General features: G+C 66.2%; 17 protein-coding genes and 1 pseudogene. 16 read left to right on the top strand and 2 right to left on the bottom strand.

The genetic code is table 11. The annotated features are described in order from the left end of the window. Nucleotides 1-82 precede the first annotated feature (82 nt). Entirely contained in the window at nucleotides 83-1,516 is a 1,434-nt protein-coding gene (glmU, locus tag J2739_RS24560) for a bifunctional UDP-N-acetylglucosamine diphosphorylase/glucosamine-1-phosphate N-acetyltransferase GlmU (RefSeq protein ID WP_309906587.1), read from the top strand. Here the strand turns inward: glmU and J2739_RS24555 are convergent. Further along, complete coding sequence (locus J2739_RS24555) at nucleotides 1,470-1,982, bottom strand: Lrp/AsnC family transcriptional regulator (protein ID WP_309906586.1); 513 nt, start codon at nucleotides 1,980-1,982, stop codon at nucleotides 1,470-1,472. The two genes, glmU and J2739_RS24555, sit on opposite strands and share 47 nt — an antisense overlap. 137 nt (nucleotides 1,983-2,119) lie before the next feature. Here J2739_RS24555 and glmS point away from each other — a divergent pair, with 137 nt between their 5' ends. From glmS to J2739_RS24505, 10 genes and pseudogenes are all read left to right on the top strand, one after another. After that, nucleotides 2,120-4,000: a glutamine--fructose-6-phosphate transaminase (isomerizing) gene (glmS, locus tag J2739_RS24550; protein ID WP_309906585.1), complete on the top strand. Its 1,881-nt coding sequence runs from the start codon at nucleotides 2,120-2,122 to the stop codon at nucleotides 3,998-4,000. A gap of 24 nt (nucleotides 4,001-4,024) precedes the next feature. Then, nucleotides 4,025-4,141, top strand: a pseudogene (locus J2739_RS24545) (IS5/IS1182 family transposase); the annotation flags it as partial. A gap of 430 nt (nucleotides 4,142-4,571) precedes the next feature. Next, complete coding sequence (locus J2739_RS24540) at nucleotides 4,572-5,234, top strand: GntR family transcriptional regulator (RefSeq protein ID WP_309906584.1); 663 nt, start codon at nucleotides 4,572-4,574, stop codon at nucleotides 5,232-5,234. A 32-nt stretch (nucleotides 5,235-5,266) separates the two neighbouring features. Beyond that, nucleotides 5,267-6,712 (top strand): FAD-dependent oxidoreductase, encoded by a 1,446-nt coding sequence (locus J2739_RS24535; protein ID WP_309906583.1) that lies wholly within the window; start codon nucleotides 5,267-5,269, stop codon nucleotides 6,710-6,712. Between the two features lie 35 nt (nucleotides 6,713-6,747). Next, entirely contained in the window at nucleotides 6,748-7,722 is a 975-nt protein-coding gene (locus tag J2739_RS24530; protein WP_309906582.1) for a Bug family tripartite tricarboxylate transporter substrate binding protein, read from the top strand. Between the two features lie 8 nt (nucleotides 7,723-7,730). Beyond that, entirely contained in the window at nucleotides 7,731-9,260 is a 1,530-nt protein-coding gene (locus J2739_RS24525) for a UxaA family hydrolase (protein ID WP_309906581.1), read from the top strand. A gap of 196 nt (nucleotides 9,261-9,456) precedes the next feature. Beyond that, nucleotides 9,457-10,539, top strand: a complete 1,083-nt coding sequence (locus J2739_RS24520; protein WP_309906579.1) for a flavin reductase — start codon at nucleotides 9,457-9,459, stop codon at nucleotides 10,537-10,539. A 985-nt stretch (nucleotides 10,540-11,524) separates the two neighbouring features. Next, nucleotides 11,525-12,877: an MBL fold metallo-hydrolase gene (locus tag J2739_RS24515; RefSeq protein WP_309906577.1), complete on the top strand. Its 1,353-nt coding sequence runs from the start codon at nucleotides 11,525-11,527 to the stop codon at nucleotides 12,875-12,877. A gap of 13 nt (nucleotides 12,878-12,890) precedes the next feature. Further along, on the top strand, nucleotides 12,891-14,396 hold the full coding sequence (locus tag J2739_RS24510) for a thymidine phosphorylase family protein (protein WP_309906575.1): 1,506 nt from the start codon (nucleotides 12,891-12,893) through the stop codon (nucleotides 14,394-14,396). Then, on the top strand, nucleotides 14,393-15,835 hold the full coding sequence (locus tag J2739_RS24505; RefSeq protein ID WP_309906573.1) for a phenylacetate--CoA ligase family protein: 1,443 nt from the start codon (nucleotides 14,393-14,395) through the stop codon (nucleotides 15,833-15,835). Before J2739_RS24510 ends, J2739_RS24505 begins: the two co-directional genes overlap by 4 nt. A 69-nt stretch (nucleotides 15,836-15,904) precedes the next feature. Here the strand turns inward: J2739_RS24505 and J2739_RS24500 are convergent, their stop codons facing one another. Continuing rightward, on the bottom strand, nucleotides 15,905-16,354 hold the full coding sequence (locus J2739_RS24500) for a host attachment protein (RefSeq protein WP_309906571.1): 450 nt from the start codon (nucleotides 16,352-16,354) through the stop codon (nucleotides 15,905-15,907). 235 nt (nucleotides 16,355-16,589) lie between these two features. Here J2739_RS24500 and ftsH point away from each other — a divergent pair, with 235 nt between their 5' ends. The 5 genes from ftsH to J2739_RS24475 all read left to right on the top strand — a co-directional run bounded on the left by ftsH (nucleotide 16,590) and on the right by J2739_RS24475 (nucleotide 23,514). After that, a complete protein-coding gene (ftsH, locus tag J2739_RS24495; RefSeq protein WP_309906665.1) occupies nucleotides 16,590-18,431 on the top strand; it encodes an ATP-dependent zinc metalloprotease FtsH in 1,842 nt (613 codons plus the stop codon). A gap of 265 nt (nucleotides 18,432-18,696) precedes the next feature. Then, nucleotides 18,697-19,119, top strand: a complete 423-nt coding sequence (locus J2739_RS24490; RefSeq protein WP_309906570.1) for an Hsp20/alpha crystallin family protein — start codon at nucleotides 18,697-18,699, stop codon at nucleotides 19,117-19,119. A gap of 71 nt (nucleotides 19,120-19,190) precedes the next feature. Continuing rightward, entirely contained in the window at nucleotides 19,191-19,958 is a 768-nt protein-coding gene (locus tag J2739_RS24485; RefSeq protein WP_309906568.1) for a polysaccharide deacetylase family protein, read from the top strand. Next, nucleotides 19,955-21,220, top strand: a complete 1,266-nt coding sequence (locus J2739_RS24480; protein ID WP_405053942.1) for a putative glycoside hydrolase — start codon at nucleotides 19,955-19,957, stop codon at nucleotides 21,218-21,220. Before J2739_RS24485 ends, J2739_RS24480 begins: the two co-directional genes overlap by 4 nt. Further along, nucleotides 21,217-23,514, top strand: coding sequence for an exo-beta-N-acetylmuramidase NamZ domain-containing protein (locus J2739_RS24475; protein ID WP_309906566.1), 2,298 nt, complete (start codon nucleotides 21,217-21,219; stop codon nucleotides 23,512-23,514). Before J2739_RS24480 ends, J2739_RS24475 begins: the two co-directional genes overlap by 4 nt. Nucleotides 23,515-23,660 lie beyond the last annotated feature (146 nt).

Here is a 23,660-nt window from a genome sequence, read left to right as displayed (position 1 = left end):
TGCACGGCGAACAGGCGCGGCACCCGCGGGCAGCACGCCGATAATTCGCGCCAACCAGATCCAACGCATTCGAGAAAGTGGCATGAACAAGACTCCGCAGGACGATCTGAAAGCGGTCGATGTCGTCATCATGGCGGCGGGCAAGGGCACGCGCATGAAAAGCAGCCTGCCCAAAGTGTTGCATCGTTTGGGCGGCCGCGCGCTGGTGGCGCATGTCGTGGACGCGGCGGCGCGCCTCGGCGCGCGCAAGGTGGTGGTGGTCACCGGCCACGGCGCCACCGACGTCGAGGCCGCGCTCACCGACGGGGCTGCGGGCCTCGTGCCGCAGTTTGCGCGCCAGGTGCCGCAGCTGGGCACCGGCCATGCGATGCAGCAGGCGGCGCCGCTGCTGCCCGACGACGGCACGGTCGTCGTGCTCTCGGGCGACGTCCCCCTGATCGGCGACGCTACCCTGCGCGCCCTCGTCGCGCAGAGCGGCGGCCGCCGGCTCGCGCTGCTCACCATCTGCGTCGATGACCCCACAGGCTACGGCCGCATCGTGCGGGCACCCGCCGCCGAGGGCGAGGGCGAAGTTCAGGCGATCGTCGAGGAGAAGGACGCGAGCGAAGCGCAGCGTGCCATCCGCGAGACCTACAGCGGCGTGATGGCAGTGCCGGTCCAGTTGCTGAAGCCGTGGCTGGCGCGGCTGGACAACAAGAATGCGCAGGGCGAGTACTACCTGACCGACGTGGTGGGCCTGGCCACCATCGATGGCGTGCCGGTCGTGGCGCACCGCGTCGAGGACCCTTTGGAGGTGGCGGGCATCAACACGCCGGCTCAGCTGGCGGCGCTCGAGCGCGCCTACCAGCGGCGCCAGGCCGATGCGCTGATGGCGCAGGGCGTGCGCCTCGCCGACCCGGCGCGCATCGACGTGCGCGGCAGCCTGGCTTGCGAGGCCGACGTCGAGATCGACGTCAACTGCGTTTTCGAGGGCGCCGTCTCGCTGGGTGCCGGCGTGCGCGTCGGGGCCAACTGCGTGATCGCCAACGCGCGCATCGAGACCGGCGCAGTGATCCATCCTTTCACCCACATCGACGGCGAGAACACCGGCGTGACCGTCGGCGTGGGCGCGCGCATCGGCCCCTTCGCGCGGCTGCGCCCCGGCGCGCGGCTGGGCGCCGAGGTGCACATCGGCAACTTCGTCGAGGTCAAGAACGCCACGCTGGCCGCCGGCGCCAAGGCCAATCACCTGGCCTACCTGGGCGATGCCAGCGTCGGCGAGCGCGTCAACTACGGCGCCGGCAGCATCACGGCCAACTACGACGGGGCCAACAAGCACCGCACCGTGATCGGCGACGACGTGCACGTGGGCAGCAACTGCGTGCTGGTGGCGCCGATCACCATCGGCGCGGGCGGCACGGTCGGCGCTGGCTCGACCGTGACCAAGAGCACCGAGCCTGGCGTGCTCACCATCTCACGGGGCCGACAGGTCAGCTACCCGAACTGGAAGCGACCGAAGAAGACCCCGAAGGCCTAGGCAAAGGCACCCGCGGATCGAACTTCGCGCGCTTGACGCTGAAGAAGGCCTTCACGTTGCGCACATTGGCATCGGTGGTGAACAGGCGCTGCGCGAGCGCCTGGTAGCCGGGCATGTCGCGCACGGTGGCGATCAGCACGAAGTCCGGCCCGGGCGAGACGCGGTAGCACTGTTGCACCGCCTCGTCAGCGACCACCCGTGCCTCGAAAGTTTCGAGGGCGGCGGCGTCCTGGCGATCCAGGGAGATCTCGATCACCGCGGTCAGCAGGGTGCCCACATGCTCGGGGTCGAGGATCGCGACTTCGCGCGAGATCCAGCCTGACTCGCGCAACCGGCGCACCCGCCGCAGGCAGGTGGCGGGCGAGAGGCCGAAGCGCTCGGCCAGTGACTGGTTGCTCTGGGAGGCGTTTTCCTGGAGCGCATCGAGGAGCTGCAGGTCGACAGTATTCAGGTCTTCTGATTTCACAATCGAAAGTTTAATGAAATGGGATTGCAATCACAATAAAAAGTGCAATATTTGATCGCTGCCTTCTCAAAATTTGACTGCAAATTTCACCCAACCCCGCCTACCATCCTCGGACTTTTCATCAGCAGGAGCTCCCCATGTGTGGCATCGTCGGCGCCGTCTCCGCCCGCAACATCGTCCCCATCCTTGTGCAGGGCTTGCAGCGTCTCGAATACCGCGGCTATGACTCCTGCGGCGTGGCCGTCCATGCGGGCGGCCTCGCGCGCGCCCGTACCACGGCCCGCGTGGCTGACCTCCTGGCCCAGGTGCGCGACGACCGGATCGAAGGCAGCACGGGCATTGCCCACACGCGTTGGGCGACGCACGGCGCGCCGGCCGTGCACAACGCGCACCCGCATTTCAGCCATGGCCCCGGTGTCGGCGCCGAGACGAGCCGCCCCAGCCGCGTGGGGCTCGTGCACAACGGCATCATCGAGAACCACGAAGCGCTGCGCGCGAAGCTGCAGTCCAAGGGCTATGTCTTCGCGAGCCAGACCGACACCGAGGTCATCGCCCACCTGGTCGACAGCCACTACGACGGCGACCTGTTCGAGGCGCTGAAGGCCAGCGTGCTGCAGCTGCAGGGCGCCTATGCGATCGCGGCGATCTGCCGCGACGAGCCGCACCGCGTGGTGGGTGCGCGCGCGGGCTCGCCGCTGATCCTCGGCGTCGGGCAGGACGGCGGCGAGAACTTCCTGGCCAGCGATGCCATGGCGCTGGCCGGCGTGACGGACCAGATCGTCTACCTCGAGGAGGGCGATCTCGTCGACATCCAGCCGGGCCGCTACTGGATCGTGGACCGGACTCACAAGGCGGTCGAGCGGCCCGTGCGCACCGTGCTCGCGCACAGCGGCGCCGCCGAGTTGGGCCCGTACCGGCACTACATGCAGAAGGAGATCTTCGAGCAGCCGCGCGCCATCGCCGACACGCTGGAGGGCATCGAAGGCATCGTGCCCGAGCTCTTCGACGGCGTGGCCCAGGACGGCACGCCGGGTGCCGCCGCCTGGCGGGTGTTCAAGGAAATCGACAAGGTGCTGATCCTGGCCTGCGGCACCAGCTACTACAGCGGCTGCACCGCCAAGTACTGGCTGGAGGGCATCGCGAAAATCCCGACCCAGGTCGAGATCGCGAGCGAGTACCGCTACCGCGACTCCGTGCCCGATCCGAAGACGCTCGTGGTGACCATCAGCCAGTCGGGCGAGACTGCCGACACGCTGGCGGCACTCAAGCACGCACGCGCGCTGGGCATGGAACACACACTGACCATCTGCAACGTCGCGACCAGTGCGATGGTGCGCGAGTGCAAGCTGGCCTACATCACGCGTGCCGGCGTCGAGATCGGCGTGGCCTCCACCAAGGCCTTCACTGCGCAACTCGCCGGACTGTTCCTGCTGACGCTTGCGTTGGCGCAAGCCAAGGAGCATCTGGGCGAAGCGGACGAGGCGCGCTACCTGAAAGAGATGCGGCACCTGCCCGTCGCGCTGCAGTCGGTGCTGGCGTTGGAGCCGCAGCTCATCAGCTGGGCCGAGGACTTCGCGCGCAAGGAAAACGCGCTCTTCCTGGGCCGTGGCCTGCACTACCCGATTGCGCTCGAGGGCGCGCTCAAGCTCAAGGAAGTGACCTACATCCACGCCGAGGCCTACGCCGCCGGCGAGCTCAAGCACGGCCCACTGGCACTGGTGACCAGCGAGATGCCGGTGGTGGCGGTGGCGCCCAACGATGCGTTGCTGGAAAAGCTCAAGAGCAACCTGCAGGAAGTGCGCGCGCGCGGCGGCGTGCTCTACGTGCTGGCCGACGGCGACACCCACATCGAAAGCGGTGAGGGCCTGCACGTGATCCGCATGCCCGAGCACTACGGAGCGCTGTCGCCGATGCTGCACGTCGTGCCTCTGCAGCTGTTGGCCTACCACACGGCCTGCGCGCGCGGGACGGATGTGGACAAGCCCAGGAACCTGGCGAAGAGTGTGACGGTCGAGTAGGTCGCTCCAGCGATCAGGAGCCGACGAGCCAAGCACCCGTTCCGTGTGATCAAGCAGCAGTTCGGCTTCACCAAGGTGCCCAACCGAGGGCTAGCGAAGAACACGGCGCAGATCTCGACGCCACGCTCAATGGAGAACATCGGATGCATCGGCATCGCCTCATTCATTCAATCGTCCGCGCCGCGCGCGTTCTGCAGACCATCCCTGGTTGTTTCTCCGGGCTCGCCAGCGCTTCGTAAATTCGCACCTGTCCGTCGGCCGTAAAGAGCTCGTCGGCCTGCTTCTGCTGGAACAGGATCCGAATCGCGGTCTCCGCACCTACCCACCTTTGGCCTCTCCTCAGGGCCGGCGAACGATCGCAGTAGGGCCGCCTGCGACGGCTTGTCGTCGTCGTCGAAGCCGAGGCAGAAGACACGCGATTGGCTGCGTGCTTCCTGCCTACCGTTCAAGCGACCTTGCTCAACCACGCGTCACTAGGGTATCCACCTACTTCAAAGTGCTGGTGTGCCGCCGCATCCCGGTCTTATGATGCGTACACCGTGTATACACACAGTCCACACTGAGTCCACACATGCTGAATTTCAAGAATGAAGACCTGGCGACCCATGCCTACCAGAAGGTGCGCGAGGCGATCCTTCAGGGCGAAATCGCGCCGGGGTCACCGCTGTTCGAGGTGCATTTGGCGTCACGGATGGGCATGAGCCGCACACCGGTGCGCGAAGCGCTGAAAGTGCTGGCTCGCGATGGCTTTGTGCAGGTCGTGCCGGCGCGCGGCTACATCGTTCCCCACCGATCAATGGATGACCTGCGCGATCTGTTTGACCTGCGCGAGTCCCTGGAGGGCACTGCCGCGCGCTGCGCGGCGCAGCGCGCAACCGACGCGGAACTCGCTGAACTCGAGGCTTTGTGCGTGCGCTATGAGAACGAGCAGGACTGGCATCGGTGGGTGCAAATCGGAACGGACTTTCACAACCTCCTGGTTGCCGCGGCCCGCAACCAGCGCCTGGCCAACATCCTCGATTCGCTCAACGGGCAGATCGTCCACTCACGCCGCTCAGTCTTGCGCGCCGACGCGCAACGGCGCGACGCAGCGACCCGCGAACACCGCGCCATCCTCGATGCCGTGAAGGCGCGCAACGCCGCGGACGCCGAAGCGCGCGCCCGCGAACACGTGCGGTCTTCTTACGAGGCGACCCTTTTTTCATACCAGAGCCGACCTGCAGCCATCGGCTGAGCGGCCCGGTCCAACCCAGGAGCAAACTACCCATGCAAGCCACTTCCATCAACGGCCAGGAGCACTTCCTCGTCGAGCCACCCCGCAACACGCCAATCGTCCGCGAGGTCGATGTGCTGGTGTGCGGCGGCGGCGTCTCCGGCATCGGTGCGGCGCTCGGCGCTGCCCGCGCCGGCGCCAAGACCATGGTGATCGAGAAAAACGCGTTCCTGGGCGGCGCCGCCACCGCGGTCCTCATGAACACCTGGAACGTGCCGGTGTCACGCATGACCGGCGTCGCCCGTGAAATCGCGCTGACGCTGGCCGAGCGCGGGGAAGGCAACATCACGGGGCCGACCTTTCCGTTCGACCCCGAGGGATTCAAGCAGGCCGCCGTCGACCTGCTTCAGCGGGCCAACGTCGAAGTACTGAACTACACCTGGATCGAGGACGCCATCATGGAAGGCTCACGCATCAAGGGCGTGATCATCCAGAACAAGTCCGGCCGCCAGGCGATTCTGGCGAAAACCGTTGTCGACGCCACGGGTGATGCCGACGTCGCCGCTGCAGCCGGCGCCGAGTACATCAAGGGGCGTGAGACAGACAACAAGATGCGCCCGATGAGCGTGCTCTTCAGGCTCGGGGGTGTCGACTTGGGCAAAGTGATCGAGTACTGCCGCAACCAACCGAAAGAGTACTTCACAGCCGATCCCAACTTTCACATCATCCAGCCCGAAAAGGGGCTCGTTCGGCTGTCTGGCTTCTTCCATATCGCCGACAAGGCCCGCGCGGCTGGCGAACTCCCGGAAGAGATCCATTACCTCCGGTTCGAGGGCATCGACGTTGCACACGGCATCGTCACCGTGAACAACTCGCGCGTCTACGGCGTCGACGGCACCAACGCCTGGGACATCTCACGCGCCGACACTCAGGCGCGGCTGCAGAACCGGCAGTTGAAGAACGTTATCCGCAAGTACATCCCCGGCTTCGAGAATGCCTTTGTAATCGACTCGTCGCCGACGGTCGGCGTGCGCGAAACACGCCGGGTGCGCGGCCCCTACGTGCTGCCGCAGGAGGATCTGGTCGCACAACGCACATTCGACGACAGCGTGATCCGCGTCTGGCGACACATGGCAGCAGGGCGCGACTGGCACAAGGCCGAGGGCGGCGAGGGCGCGCCGAATGACGCCGTCTACCGCACGGTGACCACCGACCTGACGTGGTTCGAGATCCCCTGGCGCGTGTTCACGCCGAACAAGGTCGACGGCATGACCGTGAGTGGCCGCGTGCTGTCCGTCACGCACGAAGCCGACATGTGGACCCGTGGTCAGTACTGCTGCCTGGTGACCGGCCAGATTGCCGGAATCGGCGCAGCGCTGGCGGCTGAGCAGGGCATCACGCCCGCGGCGCTCGACGTGCACCAGCTGCAGTACGTCCTGGGGAAGCAAGGCATCGACGTGGGCTCGGCCGCCGAAAAGCTCATGCCACAGGCCGCCTGACCCTTGGTCAAACCCACAAGCAAAGGATTGTCGTCATGAAGGTTCTTTCATTCCTGGCCGCCGCAGCAGCCACCCTGTGGATGGGCGCCAGCCCCCCGGTGCTTGCAGAACCGGCTTATCCGGCCAAACCGGTCACCATCGTCGTTGCATTCCCGCCGGGCGGCACGGCCGACTTGATCTCTCGCGTGCTGGCCGCGAAGCTCGGCGAAGCCTGGAAGCAGAGCGTCATCGTCGAGAACCGGGCGGGCGCGAGCGGCATCATCGGATCGCAGTACGTCGCCCGGCAGCCGGCGGATGGCTACACGCTCATGGTGGTCCCGATCACGCACGTCACCAACCCGAGCCTGTTCGCCAAGGTGCCGTTCGACCCGATCGAAGACTTCACGCCGATCTCCATGCTCGCCTCGTCGCCGCTGATGATCGTCAGCAGCAATAGCTTTCCGGCGAAGAACATCAGCGAACTGGTGGCGCTGGCGAAAGCCAAGCCCGGCTCCCTGAATTGCGGATCGGCCGGCAGCGGCACCTCCCAGCACCTGGCCTGCGAATTGTTCAAGAGCACGGCCAAGGTGGACATCAGGCACGTGCCCTACAAGGGCAATGCAATGGCCATGACCGACGTCATGGGCGGCCAGATCGAGCTGTTGTTCGACCAGATGGCCACCGCCGTGCCGCATGTGAAGTCGGGGCGAGTCCGCGCCTTGGCAGTCACCAGTGCCAAGCGTTCGCCCGCGATGCCCGGCGTGCCCACGGTCTCCGAATCCGGTCTCCCGGGTTTCGAGACCACCGCCTGGTTCGGGATTGTCGGGCCGCGTGACATGCCCAAGGACGTGGTGGAGACCATCAACACGTCGTTGCGCAAGGTGCTAGCGCGCGCGGAGGTGAAGAAACAGCTCGGCGACCAGGGACTCGATCTGACGCCCAGCTCGCCCGAGGAATTCCGAAGCACGTTGAAGTCCGAGATGAACAAGTGGGCTTCCGTGATCAAGGAAGCCGGCGTCAAGCTCGAGTGAGGACTTTCATGATCACTGGTAAATCCCTGGCTCTCAGGCTGGATCCGAACGACAACGTGGCGATCGCCCGGAACACGCTTTCGCGCGGCAGCGTCCTGTCGGAGTACTCAGGCGTAGTCGTCGGCACGGACATACCGGCGGCACACAAGGTTGCGATCGCTGATATCGAGCAGTCCGAACCGGTCCGGCGATATGGGCAGATCATCGGGTTTGCCACCCAACCGATTCAACGGGGCGAACACGTGCACACGCACAACGTGGCAATGGGTTCGTTCCAACGCGACCACGCCTTCGGAGCCGACGCCCGGCTACCTGAAGCCGCGGCGGAGCCCGCAACGTTCCTGGGCTTCATGCGGCCGGACGGCCGGGTAGCGACGCGCAACTACATTGGCGTTGTGAGCACTGTCAATTGCTCGTCTTCCGTCACCAAGCTCGTCGTCGAGCATTTTTCCAAGGCAGGCATGCTCGATGCCTATCCGAACGTCGACGGCGTGGTGCCCGTCACGCACAGCTTCGGGTGTTGCATCGACCATAACGGCGACGGAGTGAATCAGTTGCGCCGAACGCTGGGCGGCTATGTGAAACATGCGAATTTCGCAGGCGTGGTGGTCATCGGGTTGGGCTGCGAAGCCAATCAGATGGGGGCCATGTTCCTGGCGCAAGGAATTGAACCGGGCCGCACGACCGTTCCGTTGGTGATCCAGGACCTGGGCGGCACGCGCAAGACCGCTGACGCGGCGATTGCAGCCATAGAACAGATGCTTCCTGCGGCCAACCAATGCACGAGAGTGCCAGTGTCCGCCGCCCACCTGACGGTTGCGTTGCAGTGCGGTGGCTCCGACGGCTACTCCGGCATCACGGCGAATCCGGCGCTCGGCGTTGCGGTCGATCTGCTCGTCGCCCACGGCGGCACGGCGATCTTGAGCGAGACTCCGGAGATCTATGGTGCAGAGCATCTGCTTACGCGACGCGCGGTCTCGCCAGCGGTCGGACAAGGCATCGTCGACCTGATCAAGTGGTGGGAAGAGTACGCCGACCGGGAGAAGGGCAGCATCGACAACAACCCGACGCCCGGCAACAAGGCGGGCGGACTGACGACCATTCTCGAGAAGTCATTGGGCGCCGTTGCAAAGAGTGGCTCGTCGGCCCTGATGGGGGTCTATCGGTACGCGGAACCGATCACCGCCCGCGGGCTGGTGTTCATGGATGCGCCGGGCTATGACCCGATGGGCGCTACGGGCCAGATTGCCAGTGGGGCGAACCTGGTTGCTTTCACGACAGGCCGCGGTTCCTGCTTTGGTTCGAAGCCTGCGCCTTCCATCAAGCTCGCCACCAATTCAACGATGTATGTCCGCATGCGCGACGACATGGACATCAACTGCGGCGACATCATGGATGGCGACGCCACGCTCGAGCAAAAGGGAAGGGAAATCTTCGAGAAGATGCTGGCCGTCGCGTCCGGCGAAAAGTCGAAGAGCGAGCAGCTGGGCGTGGGCAACGAGGAAACCGTTCCCTGGATGATCGGCGCTCAGATGTGACCCGCGAATACGGCGATGTCAACGGTGGCCAAACGGTACAGGGAGGGTGGCGGGCGTTGGCGGGGCCGTACTTCTCGGGCTTCGTACCCCGGGTGCTCCGATCACCGGTGATGGGGTGGACACACGCCATGACCCATTCGCTCGCTATCCTCCGCACCGTTTTGCTGGTCGAAACCTATCGCGCCATGAGCATCTCATGAACAACTTCGACAGCCGTGACCTTCGCACGACACTCGGCGCGTTCACTACCGGCGTGACAGTGGTGACCACCGTCGATGCCAACGGTAAGCGCCATGGCGTTACTGCTAACTCCTTCAGTTCGGTCTCGCTCGACCCGCCCTTGATCCTTTGGAGCCAGTCGCTGAACTCGAGGAGCTATCCGGCATTCCGTGACGGGGAGCGCTTCGTGGTGAACATCATGGCGCATGACCAGGCGCACGTGTCCAACCAGTTTGCAAAAGCAGCCGAAGACAAGTTCGCCGGAATCGCCACCTCCGAGGGTATCGGTGGCATGCCAATCATCGAGGGAAGTGCAGCCCATCTGGAATGTGTCAAGGTTGCGGCATGGCCTGGCGGCGATCACGTCGTCTATCTTGGCCGTGTGGAAAAGATCCACCGTGCGCCACGCAAGGCCTTGGCCTTTGGCGAGGGCTGCTACATGGTCACCTTCGCGCAAGAACTCGACGGTGCCATCGTATCGGAGGACGCTCTTGGCTTCTCGGCGACGATCGAGGCGGTGCGCTTGGCCAGCGCGGCGATGCCGGAAATCTGTGAGCAGGTCGGTCAGCACACCGCGTGCTTGGGGGCCTGGGGCAACCATGGCCCGACTATCGTGCGCTGGGAACCCTCAGGTCGTCCGGTCAGCCGGCAATTGCAGACGGGCGTCGTGGTGAGCCTCACTCGCGCCGCGACTGGGCTGGCCTTTGCCGCGTTCTACGACGCCGACACAATCCAGCCGGAACTCGCCCGTGACCTCGCGGCTGATGCTGGTATGAGCGGGCCGAAGATCGGGGTCTTGATGGGCCGACTCGCAGAGGCGCGGTCACGAGGCTTGGCCCGGACAATCGGCGTCACGCCTTCGGAGCGCCACAAGGCGACGGTGAATGCATTGAGCGCTCCGATCGTCAACGCCAAGGGCGACATGGTGTTGGCACTAACCGTGATGAACCGAGCTGATTTGCTGGATCCGGACTGGAACGGACCTGTAGCCACAGCGCTGCGGGCGGCAGCTAGACAGCTGTCCTGGCGTCTTGGTTTCAAGAAATCAGTTCCCGCCTGAGGCTCAACTACCGACGAAACACGCTGCGTGTCTATCGAGCTCCGACGCTCTGAGGACGCGGAACGCCCCGCCGATCGCGAGCCCGTGCACGATCTCGAGGCAAAAAATGGCCAGAACTTCAGGGAATCTACGTGAGGGGAGAGGCCGGCCGTGAACTCCTCCCAGTCCATGCCCCGAGGGACCTCACCAATCGCCTTCAGCTCGGCGCGCAGCTGAACGAGCTGGGCGGCTGTAAGGTGCTCCGATGCCGTGACTGTCGATCAGGCGCAGGGCCTGATTGAGGATGTCGGCGCGACTATGGTGGCCCGCAAGGAAGCTACCGCCGTGGTGGCCGAGCGTTTGGCCATCAGGAACCCGTGGCGCGCAAGCGCAAACACCCACATGGCTCGAACAAGCTCTGCCTTTGATGCATCCGTGAGGTGTGCCTTCGGATAGGTCTTCCGATTGCAAAGACCCATCACGTGGCCGCGCTGTCGTGGACCGGGAATGGGGACGAGCCGGCGAGGTGGCGCAAGTCGAACTGCGGCCCGAACTCACGGGCTGGGGAATGTCGCGGCCTTCGATGTCCAGCGCGTACGGACCCCATTCGGGAGGCATGCCAGAGCTGGTCGCGGTGATTGAAGCAGGGATGCCGTGCAAGGCGTGGGACGGTACGCTGGAGCCTGACGCAGGCACCCTCGCCCCCCCAGGCCGGAATGGGTGCACTGAGCATCCTTGCTTCACAACAAGCTCCGGCACCTGCTCCAGGTCTTGGGCTCAGGCGCATGGACGGTCTACCGATTGAGGCCACCCTCGGCACGGGTTTACTCAGCGCGCCGACCTATCTGGCCGCCCTAGTACCGGAGTGCGTTGAATAGGCCACCACATGGATTCAGGCCTCGAAGAGGTGAGTGATTCGAAGAGGATGACCGCCACCTTGCCTTGATGCGCATCAATCCCAGGCGTGCGATACCTGCCAAGCTCTGCGGGTCGGCAAGGAGAAATCATGCGCATCGAATTCCTCGGCGGTACGGAGACCGTCACCGGATCGAAATACCTGCTGGAGCATGACGGGCGCCGGCTGCTGGTCGACTGCGGCCTGTTCCAGGGCTTGAAGCAGCTGCGCCTGCGCAACTGGGATCCCTTGCCGATCGAGGGCTCCAAGATCGACGCGGTGCTGCTGACGCACGCGCATCTCGATCACAGCGGCTTCGTGCCACGCCTGGTTCAGCTCGGCTTCGAGGGGCCGGTCTACTGCACCGAAGCCACGCGCGAGCTGTGCGAGCTGCTGTTGCCGGATTCGGGCCGGCTGCAGGAGGAGGAAGCCGAATTCGCCAACCGCCACGGCTTCTCGAAGCACAAGCCCGCGTTGCCGCTCTACACGGAACAGGATGCCCGATCGGCTTTGAAGCGCTTTGAAGTCATCTCCTTCGACCAGGAACATTCGCCATGGCCGGGGTGGTCCTGGCGCCTGAGACGCGCGGGGCACATCCTCGGCGCAGCCAGCGTGCATGTCGCATGGACGGGCGGGAGCATTCTTTTCTCCGGCGACCTGGGGCGCAGCGACGATCTCGTGATGCGGCCGCCGGAGGCGCCCGAATCCGCGGACTATGTCGTGGTGGAGTCCACCTACGGCGACCGCCGGCATCGCGACGTGGACACCCTCGTCGCGCTCGCCGAGGTGATCAACCGGACGGCGGCGCGCGGCGGCATTGTCGTCATTCCTTCCTTTGCCGTCGGTCGCGCGCAGACTGTGTTGCATTGCATCCAGCGCCTCAAGAAGGCGCGGCGCATCCCAGACATGCCGGTTTACCTGAACAGTCCGATGGCGGCCGACGTCACGCGCATCTACCGGCGTCACCTGGACGAGCATCGGCTGAGCGCCGAGGAATGCGCGGCCATGAGCAAGGAAGTCACCATCGTCAACACCGTGGATGATTCGAAGCGGCTCAACAACCTGAGCTTTCCCTCGATCATCGTGTCCGCCAGCGGCATGGCGACGGGCGGTCGCGTGCTCCACCACTTGAAAGCCTATGCGCCGGATGCGAGGAACACGATCCTGTTCGCGGGCTTCCAGGCCGCGGGCACGCGTGGCGCGGCGCTGTTGGCCGGCGCGGAGTCGATCAAGATCCACGGTGCCTACGTGCCGGTGCGCGCCGAGGTGGCCAATCTCGATACCTTGTCGGCCCATGCCGACCGCGAGCAGCTGCTGGCCTGGCTCGGAAGGCTGCGCGCGCCGCGCCGCGTCTTCGTCACGCACGGGGAGCCCGTGGCGGCCGACGCGCTGCGACTGGCCATCGAGGAACGCCATGCTTGGTCGACCACCGTGCCGGTCTACCGCGAATCCCGAGCGCTCTGACCGTCCCCTCCCCATGTCGACCCACCGCCTCTTGGCCCGCCGCGCCGGCATCGACACTTACCAGCAACCGGTGGTCTATCTGCGCAGCGATGGCCATGTCTGCCGGGCCGAGGGCTTCCAGTCGCAGGCACAGATCGAGGTGATCGCCGGAGGCCGCCATTTGCTGGCGATCCTGCATCACGTCGACAGCGACTGGCTGCGGCAGGACGAGATCGCCCTGTCGGAAGCCGGCTGGACGATGCTTGGCGCGGCAAACGGGGACGAGGTGGAGGTGCGCCACCCGCCGGTGCTGGATTCGCTCGCGCACCTGCGGACCAAGGTTCATGGCGGCAGGCTCGACCATGCGGCCCTGCGCGCGCTGATGGAGGACGTCAGCCACGGCCGTGTCTCCGACATTCACCTCGCGGCCTTCGTGACCGTCTGTGCCGGCGGAGGCCTTGACTTCGACGAGATGGTGGCGCTGACGCGGGCCATGGTCGATGTCGGAGAGCGCATCGACTGGGGCGTGTCGCCGGTGATGGACAAGCACTGCATCGGCGGCCTGCCCGGCAACCGCACCTCGCTGCTGGTGGTGCCCATCGTCGCCGCATGCGGCGTGTTGATGCCCAAGACCTCCTCGCGCGCGATCACCTCGGCGGCCGGCACGGCCGACGCGATGGAAACGCTTGCGCCGGTCGACCTGGACCTGGTCGCCATGCGCCGCGTCGTCGAGCGCGAAGGCGGCTGCATCGCGTGGGGTGGCGCCACGCGCATCAGCCCCGCCGACGACATGCTGATCCGCGTGGAGCGCCCGCTGAACCTCGACAGCGAGGGCCTGCTGGTGGCGTCCATCCTGTCCAAGAAGATCGCGGTGGGCTCGCAGCGCGTCTTGATCGATCTTCCGGTCGGTCCGGTGGCCAAGGTGCGCAGCACGGCAGCCGCCGAGCTGCTCTCGCGCAGCCTCATGGCGGTGGGGGCAGCGCTGGGCCTTCAGGTCCGGACCCAGCTCACCGACGGCACGCAGCCGGTCGGCCGCGGCATCGGTCCGGCCCTGGAGGCCATGGACGTGATGGCCGTGCTCGAGCGCGGCAGCGATGCTCCGTCCGATCTGCGCGAGCGGGCGGTGCTGCTCGCGGGAGAGATTCTGGAGATGGCGGGCCGAAGCGAACCCGGCGCGGGGCAGGCGCTGGCTCGCGCGGTCTTGCTCGACGGCCGCGCGCTGGCCAAGTTCATCGCGATCTGCGAAGCACAGGGCGGCTTGCGCGTGCCACCCAGGGCCGCCCATGCCCACGAGGTGCCTGCGCCGGCCGCCGGTGTCGTGTCAGCCATCGACACGCGCCTGCTGGCGCGCGCGGCGAAGCTGGCCGGTGCGCCGCGCGATGCGGCCGCGGGCGCCACGATGCACGTGCGCCTGCACGAAAGTGTCGATCTCGGGCAACCCTTGTTCACGCTGCATGCAGAGAGCCTGGGTGCCCTGCAATACGCCCTGAGCTTTGTGCGGTCGCAACTGCCGGTCGTCCACATCGACGCTCAGCCATGAGTGCGAACCGCGTGTCCTGGGGCGAGCCTGATCGCGTCGTCGGCAGCGGCGGGGATTTCGACCCCTGGTTGGCGGGTGCGACCGCGCTCGACGTGGCGCTCGCCGCGCATGCCGGTGCCGATGCACTGGCCGCCCGTCGCGCGCGACGACTCGCCGAACTGCTTGCCTCGGCTGGGCAGGATTCGCCGCTGTACCGGCGCCTGCTCAAGGGGCGCAACCCGGCGTCACTGCGTCTGGAGGACCTGCCGGTCATGCGCAAGACCGAGCTGGTGCAGCGCTTCGACGAATGGGTCGCTGACCCGCGGCTGCGCCTCGACGCACTTCGCCGGTTCGTGGCAGACAAAGACCTCATCGCACAGCCGTTCCTCGGGCGCTACGTGGTGTGGGAAAGCTCGGGCAGCAGCGGCGAGCCGGGCATCTTCGTGCAGGACCCGGCTGCGATGGCGGTCTACGACGCACTCGAGGCCTTGCGCCGGCCTCTGCTGCGTCCGCTGCGGCGGCTGCTGGATCCCTGGTGCATCGGGGAGCGCATCGCCTTCGTCGGCGCAACCGGAGGCCACTTCGCGAGCACGGTGTCGATCGAGCGTCTGCGGCGCCTCAATCCGGCTCTGTCGGGACGGCTGCATGGCATCTCGTTCCTGCAACCCGTCGAGGCCATGGTTGCGCAGCTGAACGCCTTTGCTCCGACCGTCATTGCCACTTATCCGAGCGCGGCGGTTTTGCTCGCTCAGGAGCGGACGGCCGGGCGGCTGCGGGTGTCGCTGGGCGAGTTGTGGACCGGCGGTGAAGACCTGTCGACGGCCAAGCGTGTGTTGGTGCAATGGGCCTTTGACTGCCCCGTCACCAACAGCTACGGTGCATCGGAGTTTCTGTCGCTTGCGTTCGAATGCGAGCACGGCCACCTGCACCTCAACAGCGACTGGGCGATTCTCGAGGCCGTGGACCGGAGAGGCAATCCGGTCTCGCCCGGCCATGCCGGCGCCACGACGCTGCTGACCAATCTGGCAAATCGCGTGCAGCCCGTGATCCGCTACGACCTGGGCGATTGCGTCACGCAACATGCGCGAGCCTGTGCATGCGGCTCATCCTTGCCCGTCATCGAGGTGCGGGGCCGCAGCGACGATACGCTGCGGCTCGGCCGCGCGAGCTCGGGCGCGGTGGACGTGCTGCCGCTCGCGCTGGCCACCGTGCTGGAGGAAGAAGCGGGCCTGTTCGACTTCCAGCTCGTGCAGGAGGGACCCTGCGCGCTGTTGCTTCGCACCGGCCTGCGCGGCATCGAGGCCGACCTCGCCTTGCAGCGTGCCCGCCACGTGCTCGGCGCCTTTCTCCAGACGCAGGGCGCGGCTGGGGTGCACATCCGCTGCCGCAGCGGCGAAGCCGCCCTTGCAGGCCACACCGGCAAGGTGCAACGCGTGATTGCCGCCCAGATCAGGCGGTGACGAGCAGCGTCGCCTGCATCGTGCGTCATCGTGCATGAACAACGATGGACCGCAGAGCGTTCGTTGCCATCACGTCGCTTCGACCCAAGGCCCTGGCAATCGGGCTTCGATCTCGGCGAGGCCCAGTGCGGTGAGATCATTGTCGAGCGACAGCCTCACGCGCTTCTCGACCGCTTCGCTCAGCAGAGCCCGCAATTCACCCAGGAAGGGGTTCGATGCGAAGATCAGCAGCGAGCCGAACTCGCCGTTGGCGAGGCCCTTGTCCAGACGCACGGAGATCTCGTGCGCGAAGCGCAGATGCTCCTTGCGCCGAACATCGCTGCGAGGCTCGAAGCTGTTGGCACCGCGGCTGTTGTCGGTGGCTTCGCGGCCTGGGCGGTCTGTTGCCAGCTCGACGCCCTTGAGGCGGCTTTGTCGATGCGTCATCGTCGCCACCGGGGACAACGGCTCCGTGGCCGAACCGCGCCTGAACAGGCGTGCCATGGAAGCGTTGGCGACAAGAATCCATTGATCTTTCATGGGCAGGCTCCTGGGGTGGTGTTCGCATCTTGCGCGTCCTCACGGCCGCCGCATTTGCGCCAGCGCAAGAGACCGGTGCGGCGATCCGTTCGAATCCTATACATCCCGACGCGTGAGGTTTGCTCTGCGTCAAGGCCGCCTGCTGGCCGTCGTGCCTCAATCCTCCCTATCAATCGAGGCCAGCATGAAAAAATGGAAGTGGACGAACCTGAACGTTGGAGCCGTATGGTTCGCGATGGCGCTCGGCTTCCTGGTTTGGGAGTATTGGATGCAGGGCAGAAGCGTCGAGATGCTCCCCTACAGCGCCTTCGAGCGCCAGCTCCAGGACGGCAAGATCGCCGAAGTGACCATCGGCGACACCGTGATCACGGGTCGGCTCAAGGAGCGCGACCCCGCGGGCAAGGAGCTCGTTGCTTCGACGATGGTGGAGCCGCAGATCGCGCAGCGGCTCTCATCCTTCAACGTGCCGTATCAGAGAGTTCACAGTTCGACCTGGCTGCAGAACCTGTTGTCCTGGCTTCTTCCCACCCTGCTGGTGTTCGGAGTATGGAGTTTCCTGGCACGCCGCGCTGGAGGCGGAATGGGTGGCGGCCTGTTGGGCATCGGCAAGAGCAAGGCCAAGGTCTACATGGAGAAAAGCACCGGCGTGCGCTTCGATGACGTGGCCGGGGTGGACGAAGCCAAGGAGGAATTGCAGGAGATCGTCGATTTCCTGAAGAACCCGAAAGAGCATGGCCGACTGGGCGCGCGCATTCCCAAGGGCGTGCTCCTGATGGGGCCGACCGGCACCGGCAAGACCCTGCTCGCGCGCGCAGTGGCAGGCGAGGCGGGCGTGGTCTTCTTCTCGATCAGCGGCTCCGAGTTCATCGAGATGTTCGTCGGTGTCGGGGCAGCGCGCGTGCGCGATCTTTTCGAACAGGCGCGCGCGAACGCGCCCGCCATCATCTTCATCGATGAGCTCGACGCGCTCGGCAAGGCCCGCGCCGCCTACCCGGTGGCCGGCGGGCAGGACGAGCGCGAGCAGACGCTCAATCAGCTCCTGGTCGAGCTTGACGGCTTCGATCCGAGCGTCGGCGTCGTACTGCTGGCCGCCACCAACCGCCCCGAGACGCTGGACCCGGCCCTCCTGCGTGCCGGTCGCTTCGATCGTCAGGTGCTGGTCGATCGACCGGACCGCATCGGGCGTGCAGCGATCCTGAAAGTGCACGCAAGAAAGATCAGCCTGTCTCCGGATGTGGATCTCGATCAGGTTGCCGCCATCACGGTGGGATTTGCGGGTGCGGATCTTGCCAACGTGGTCAACGAGGCCGCGTTGGTGGCCACGCGACGCAAGGGGAGCGCGGTGACGATGTCCGATTTCACCCGGGCCATCGAGCGCATCGTTGCCGGGATCGAGAAGAAGAACCGCATTCTTGGCCCGCAAGAGCGCAGGCTGGTGGCCACTCATGAACTGGGCCATGCACTGACCGCGCTGGCACTGCCCGGCGCCGACAAGGTGCACAAGGTGTCGATCGTGCCGCACGGCATCGGCGCGCTCGGCTACACGCTGCAGCGGCCTTCGGAGGACCGTCATCTGCTGCGACGCGCGGAGTTGCTCGACAAGCTGGTGGTGCTGCTGGGCGGGCGCGCCGCCGAGATGCTGGTGTTCGACGAGCCTTCCACCGGCGCGGCCGACGATCTGGTCAAGGCCACGGACCTGGCACGCGACATGGTGCTGCGCTACGGCATGGATGGCGGCCTGGGCCCGGTCGCCTACGGCGAGCAGCCATCGGCTTTCCTGGAGCCCTCGGCTCACCCAAGATCCGTGCTGGGATCCTACGGGGCGAGCGAACAGACGGCACGGCAGATCGATAGCGCCGTGCAGGCCTTGCTGAAGGACGCCTTGGAACGCGCGACCGAGTTGCTGCGCGCGCGCCGCGCGGCACTCGACCGATGTGTGCACGTGTTGATGGCCAAGGAGACGCTGGAGGAAGCGGAGCTCCTCGCGCTGCTCTATGCGGATTCCGACGTGCCGGCTGCCCTGGCTGCCATCGCGTCGCCAGATTCCGCCCGCCAGGCGACCGCCGACGTTCACTGACATGAGAAGGCAACGGTTCATGCCAGGGACTTCATCTGCGCATCCTGCAGCCAGGCGCTGCATCGACGCGTCCTCCCGGCCATCCTGGGGAACGATCCGGTCTTCCAGCTTCTTCGCGATCCTTCGCAGCGACCCGTCCTTCCCTTGATGAAGCGCAAGGCACGGGTCGGGGGAGCCTTCTAGAGTGGGGCTGTCGATGTGCCGGAGCGCCATTCGGTGGGGCCGGGCTCGATGCAATGTTCAGCCCAATCCTGGAGAAATTCACATGAATGCCTTGACCCGCCTCGAACGAATCGACAACCTGTTTCCCGAAATGATGCGCCGCTGGGCCCGCCCGCTCCAGATGCTCGATGACATCAACGTGCCCGCCGACATTCGTGTCGACATCAGCGAGAACGACAAGGAGTACCTGGTCAGCGCCGAGATCCCCGGTGCGAAGAAGGAGGACATCCGCGTCTCGATCGACGGCAACTACGTTTCCATCGCCGCCGACATCAAGAAGGAGCAGGAGGAGAAACACGGGCGCACGCTGACCAAGGAAACCTATCACGGCAGTGTGTCGCGCGGCTTCACGCTGGGCAGCGACGTCGACGAGAAGACGGCCGTCGCCAAGCTGGAAGACGGCGTGCTGCGCCTCACGCTGCCCAAGCGCGAAGGCAGCGCCGCCCGCACATTGAAGATCGAGTGAGACCGGAAGCCCGAGCATGTGCGCCATGGAGACCCGGGGCCGCCCCCGTCTCCCCGAAGCGGCGAGCGCTATTGCGCGGCCTGCTTTGTTCTCCGCTGGCGGGAACCGCCGCGGCAAACGGCGTGCAGAGCAAGGTGCCCATCCTCGTCTTCCATCGATTCGCGGCTGCCGCGATCGACAGCATGACTGTGCGTGTCGCCAGGTTTCAGGCCCAGTTGAAGGTGCTGGAGAACCTGGCATGCAATGTCATCCCGCTGAGCGACTGGGTCGCGTGGCGGCGCGGCGAACGCGATTCCCTGCCACCGCGTGCAGTCGTGCTCACCGCCGACGACGGCCATCGCTCGCAGTTCGAGGTGATGGCACCGCTGCTGCACGCCTGCGGATGGCCGGTGACGTTGTTCGTTTATCCGTCCGCAATCTCCAACGCAAGCTACGCGATGACCTGGCCGCAACTGCGCGAGTTGCTTGCCGAGCCGGGCTTCGCGGTTCAATCGCACACATACTGGCATCCGAACCTGCTCAAGGAGCGCGACCGAATGTCGCCGGATGCCTTCCGACGCTTCGCCGCCGATCAGCTGCAACGATCCCGCGACACCCTTCAACAGCGCTTGTCTCGAACCGTCTCGTTGCTGGCCTGGCCCTTCGGCCTGAGCGATGAGGGTCTCTGGGCGCAGGCCGCCGATCGCGGCTACCAGGCTGCGTTCTCCCTCGGCAACCGATCGGCCTCGAGACGAGACCCGATCTTCGCCGTACCTCGCCATCTGATCGTCGACAGCGTCGACGAACGCCAGCTCACAGACCTGCTGGAAGCGGCGTTCAAGAGCGGAGATGCGTCGTGAACAATCTGTTGCTGCGCGTGCTCGTCCTCGTGGGCTTGTGGAGCGTGGTATTTGGGGCCTGCGCGCTCGAAGGTGTGGTGCGCGACGCCGCCACCGGTCGGCCCATCGCCAACGCCAGCGTGGTTGCGGATGACGAACTTCGAAGTACGGACGGCCGGGGTCGATTCGATTTCGGTGCGGGCTTCGACGCGGCCACCGTCTCGGCGCGCGCAGTCGGCTACGTGCGAAACCACCAGGCGGTCCAAGGCGTCGTTCCCCTCGAGCTCGTGCTGACGCCGCTGCGGCCGAAGGCCTTGTACTTGTCGGTGTACGGCGTGGGAAGCGCGGCCTTGCGTCGCGACGCGCTGAAGCTGATCGAAGAGACGGAGTTGAATGCGCTGGTCATCGACGTCAAGGGAGACCGGGGCCTGGTTCCCTATCGCAGCGCCGCGCTGGCGTCGTCAGGCCTGGCGCAAACGATCGTCACGGTCGCCGATATGCCCGCGCTCATGCAGAGCCTGCAGGAACGCGGCCTGTACCTGATCGCGCGGATCGTGGTGTTCAAGGACGAGCCGCTGGCGATGTCGCACCCGCAATGGGCCGTGCACGACACGCATGGCGCCGTCTGGAAGGACCGCGAGGGACTGCCCTGGATCGACCCGTTCCGCCGCGAGGCGTGGGAGCGAAGCCTCGCGCTGGCCGAGGAGGCGGCGCGACTCGGCTTCGACGAGATCCAGTTCGACTACCTGCGCTTTCCGGATGCGACGGGCCTCGTGTTCTCCGAGCCCGACACCGAGGCGGCGCGCGTCGCCGCGATCGACGGTTTCCTCGATGCGGCACGGCGACGCCTCTTGCGCTACAACGTCTTCGTCGCCGCCGATATCTTCGGCTACGTCGCCTGGAACAGCAACGACACGCACATCGGCCAGCAGCTCGAATCGATCGCCCAGCACGTGGACTACCTCTCGCCGATGCTCTATCCGTCTGGCTTCACCTTCGGCATACCGGGCCACCGCGATCCCGTCGCGGCTCCCTACGACATCGTGCGGCACAGCCTCGAGCGGGCCCAACAGCGCACCGGGCTCCCGGGCGTTCGATTCCGGCCGTGGCTGCAGGTCTTTCGCGACTATGCGTTCGACCGTCGCGCCTTCGGAGAGCGCGAGATTCGCCAGCAGATCGAGGCGGCCGATGCCGCGGCCACCGACGGATGGATGCTGTGGAACCCGCACAACCGATACGGCGACGAGGGGCTCGATCCCGAGCCCTTGCGCTCGACGCCATGAAGACCGCCTGGCTTCGTGCGTGGTCGATGCTGGGCGTGTTGCTCCTGGTGCCCCGCATCGCGCTGGCCGGCGATCCGGCTTTGCAGGACTGGACACCGATCGATGCGGCGGTCCGGGCACAGATCGCCGCGGACAGGCTGCCCGGCGCGGTGCTGGTGTTCGGCGATGCGGAACACGTCTGGCTGCGCCGCGCGTGGGGCGCGCGCGCACGGGAACCGCAGACCGAAGCGATGATGGTCGAAACCATCTTCGATCTCGCTTCGTTGACCAAGGTGGTCGCCACCACGACCGCCGTCCTGCAACTGGTCGAGCACGGGCAGCTGGAGCTCGATGCCCCGGCAGCGCGCTACTGGCCCGATTTCGGCGCGAATGGCAAGGAGGCCATCACGTTGCGCGAACTGCTGTCGCACCGCTCCGGGCTGCGCGCCGACCTGGACCTGGCCGACGATTGGACCGGACGGCCACAGGCACTGCTTCGAATCCTTGAGGAGGCGCCTGTCGTCCCACCCGGCACCGGCACGCTGTACAGCGACATCAACTTCATCGTTCTCGGCGAACTGGTGCGGCGCGTTTCCGGTCTGCCGCTCGAGGTCTATGCGCGCCGGCACATCTTCGAGCCCTTGGGCATGCACGACACCGGCTTCAGGCCATCGCGAAGCACGCGGCGGCGCGTCGCACCGACGGAGATGCTGGCGGGTCAGCCGCTGCGCGGCACCGTGCACGATCCGACGGCACGCCGCATGGGGGGCATTGCCGGCCACGCCGGCCTGTTCGGCACGGCCGGCGACCTGGCCCTGTTCGCGCAAGCCTTGTTGCGGCGCAGGGGCGTTCTCTCGTCCGCGTCAATCGATGCGATGCGGCTGCCGGAGTCGGTCGACTCCGCCGACTGGCGCGGCCTAGGTTGGCAGCTGCAGGCGCCGTTGGTCGCCAACAGGGACGAACTGGCGCCGCTCGGCGCGGTCGGCCATACCGGCTACACCGGCACCGGGTTGTGGATCGACTTCGTGCAGGGCCGCTTCGTCGTTCTGCTGAGCAATCGCGTGCACCCGGACGGTCGCGGCGATGCGCAGCCGTTGCGGCGGCAGGTGCTGGCGCTGCTGGCCAGCCTCTCGCCTCCGCTGGACGCGCCCGCGCGCGCGCAGCCGCCGGAGCCGCCGCGCGTCGCGACCGGCATCGATGTGCTGCGCGCCGAGGGTTACGCGTCGCTGGCAGGGCGCCGTATCGGCCTGATCACGCACCTCGCCGCGATCGATAGTCAGGGCTGGCGAACACTGGACCGGCTGCGCTGGGCACCCGGACTCACGCTGGTCAAGGTGTTCAGCCCCGAGCATGGCCTGTATGGCGACGCCGAAGGCGCCATCGCGTCGGGCACGGAGCCTTTCAGCGGGCTGCCGCTTGTGAGCCTGTACGGCTCGACGCGGCGTCCCGATGGGGCGATGTTGCAGGGTATCGACACGCTGGTGTTCGATACGCAGGACGCAGGCGCGCGCTTCTTCACCTACATCTCGACGATGGCCGAGGCCATGGAAGCCGCCGCGGAACACGGTGTGCGCTTCGTTGTGCTTGATCGGCCGAACCCGATCCGCGCCGACCGCGTCGGGGGACCGGTGCTGGACGATGGGCGACAGTCATTCACGGGCCCCGCCGGCCTGCCGGTGCAGCACGGCATGACAGCAGGCGAACTGGCACAGTGGTTTCGCGACGAGATCCGTGCACGACGAGGGCTCGATGTCGATTTGCAGGTCGTTGCGCTGCGGGGCTACCGGCGTGCGATGTGGTTCGATCAGACGGGGCTCGACTGGGTACCGCCCTCGCCGAATCTGCGGACACCGAGGACGGCCGTGCTGTACGCCGGCGTCGCATGGGTCGAGGGTGCCAATGTCAGTGTCGGCCGCGGCACCGAGCATCCGTTCGAGTGGCTCGGGGCACCATGGATCGGCGCGCTGCGCTTCGCCGATGCGCTGAACGCGGCAGCCCTGCCGGGCCTGCGATTCGAGCCCGTCGATTTCACCCCGGCTGCCGGACCGTACCGTGGACGACCCTGCCATGGTGTGCAGATTCGCGTGACCGACCGCAACCTGGTGAACCCTTCCATGCTGGGCGCGCTGCTGATACGCACGCTGGCCCAGCTGTGGCCCGGATCCTTCGAGGCCGATCGCACGCTGGCGCTCGTCGGGTCGGAGCAAACACTGCGTGAACTGCGGGCAGGGGCCAGCCTTGCGGACGTCGAAACCCATTGGCAGCCGCGGCTGGACGAGTTCCGTGCGCGCCGCGAACGCTATCTGATGTATTGACAGACACGCCGCGGCGCGTACACGACGACGGACGTCGGTCGAATATTGCGAGAAACCTTGATCGAGATCATTGGTGCGAACTCGCGCAAGCGTCAGAGTCAAACGTTCATGGCCGTCGTGCATGCCTGACTGCCCGGCCAGAAGGG

This window comes from Variovorax soli, from assembly GCF_031454625.1.
In the GTDB taxonomy this organism is placed as follows: domain Bacteria; phylum Pseudomonadota; class Gammaproteobacteria; order Burkholderiales; family Burkholderiaceae_C; genus Variovorax; species Variovorax soli_A.
The sequence above is the reverse complement of the archived record's forward strand: the minus strand, read 5'-3'. Positions and strand labels throughout refer to the sequence as shown.

Coding starts and splice junctions, on each gene's coding strand:
- glmU (WP_309906587.1), top strand. CDS start 83: ATGAACAAGACTCCGCAGGACGATCTGAAAGCGGTCGATGTCGTCATC.
- glmS (WP_309906585.1), top strand. CDS start 2,120: ATGTGTGGCATCGTCGGCGCCGTCTCCGCCCGCAACATCGTCCCCATC.
- J2739_RS24540 (WP_309906584.1), top strand. CDS start 4,572: ATGCTGAATTTCAAGAATGAAGACCTGGCGACCCATGCCTACCAGAAG.
- J2739_RS24535 (WP_309906583.1), top strand. CDS start 5,267: ATGCAAGCCACTTCCATCAACGGCCAGGAGCACTTCCTCGTCGAGCCA.
- J2739_RS24530 (WP_309906582.1), top strand. CDS start 6,748: ATGAAGGTTCTTTCATTCCTGGCCGCCGCAGCAGCCACCCTGTGGATG.
- J2739_RS24525 (WP_309906581.1), top strand. CDS start 7,731: ATGATCACTGGTAAATCCCTGGCTCTCAGGCTGGATCCGAACGACAAC.
- J2739_RS24520 (WP_309906579.1), top strand. CDS start 9,457: ATGAACAACTTCGACAGCCGTGACCTTCGCACGACACTCGGCGCGTTC.
- J2739_RS24515 (WP_309906577.1), top strand. CDS start 11,525: ATGCGCATCGAATTCCTCGGCGGTACGGAGACCGTCACCGGATCGAAA.
- J2739_RS24510 (WP_309906575.1), top strand. CDS start 12,891: ATGTCGACCCACCGCCTCTTGGCCCGCCGCGCCGGCATCGACACTTAC.
- J2739_RS24505 (WP_309906573.1), top strand. CDS start 14,393: ATGAGTGCGAACCGCGTGTCCTGGGGCGAGCCTGATCGCGTCGTCGGC.
- J2739_RS24500 (WP_309906571.1), bottom strand. CDS start 16,354: ATGAAAGATCAATGGATTCTTGTCGCCAACGCTTCCATGGCACGCCTG.
- ftsH (WP_309906665.1), top strand. CDS start 16,590: ATGGCGCTCGGCTTCCTGGTTTGGGAGTATTGGATGCAGGGCAGAAGC.
- J2739_RS24490 (WP_309906570.1), top strand. CDS start 18,697: ATGAATGCCTTGACCCGCCTCGAACGAATCGACAACCTGTTTCCCGAA.
- J2739_RS24475 (WP_309906566.1), top strand. CDS start 21,217: ATGAAGACCGCCTGGCTTCGTGCGTGGTCGATGCTGGGCGTGTTGCTC.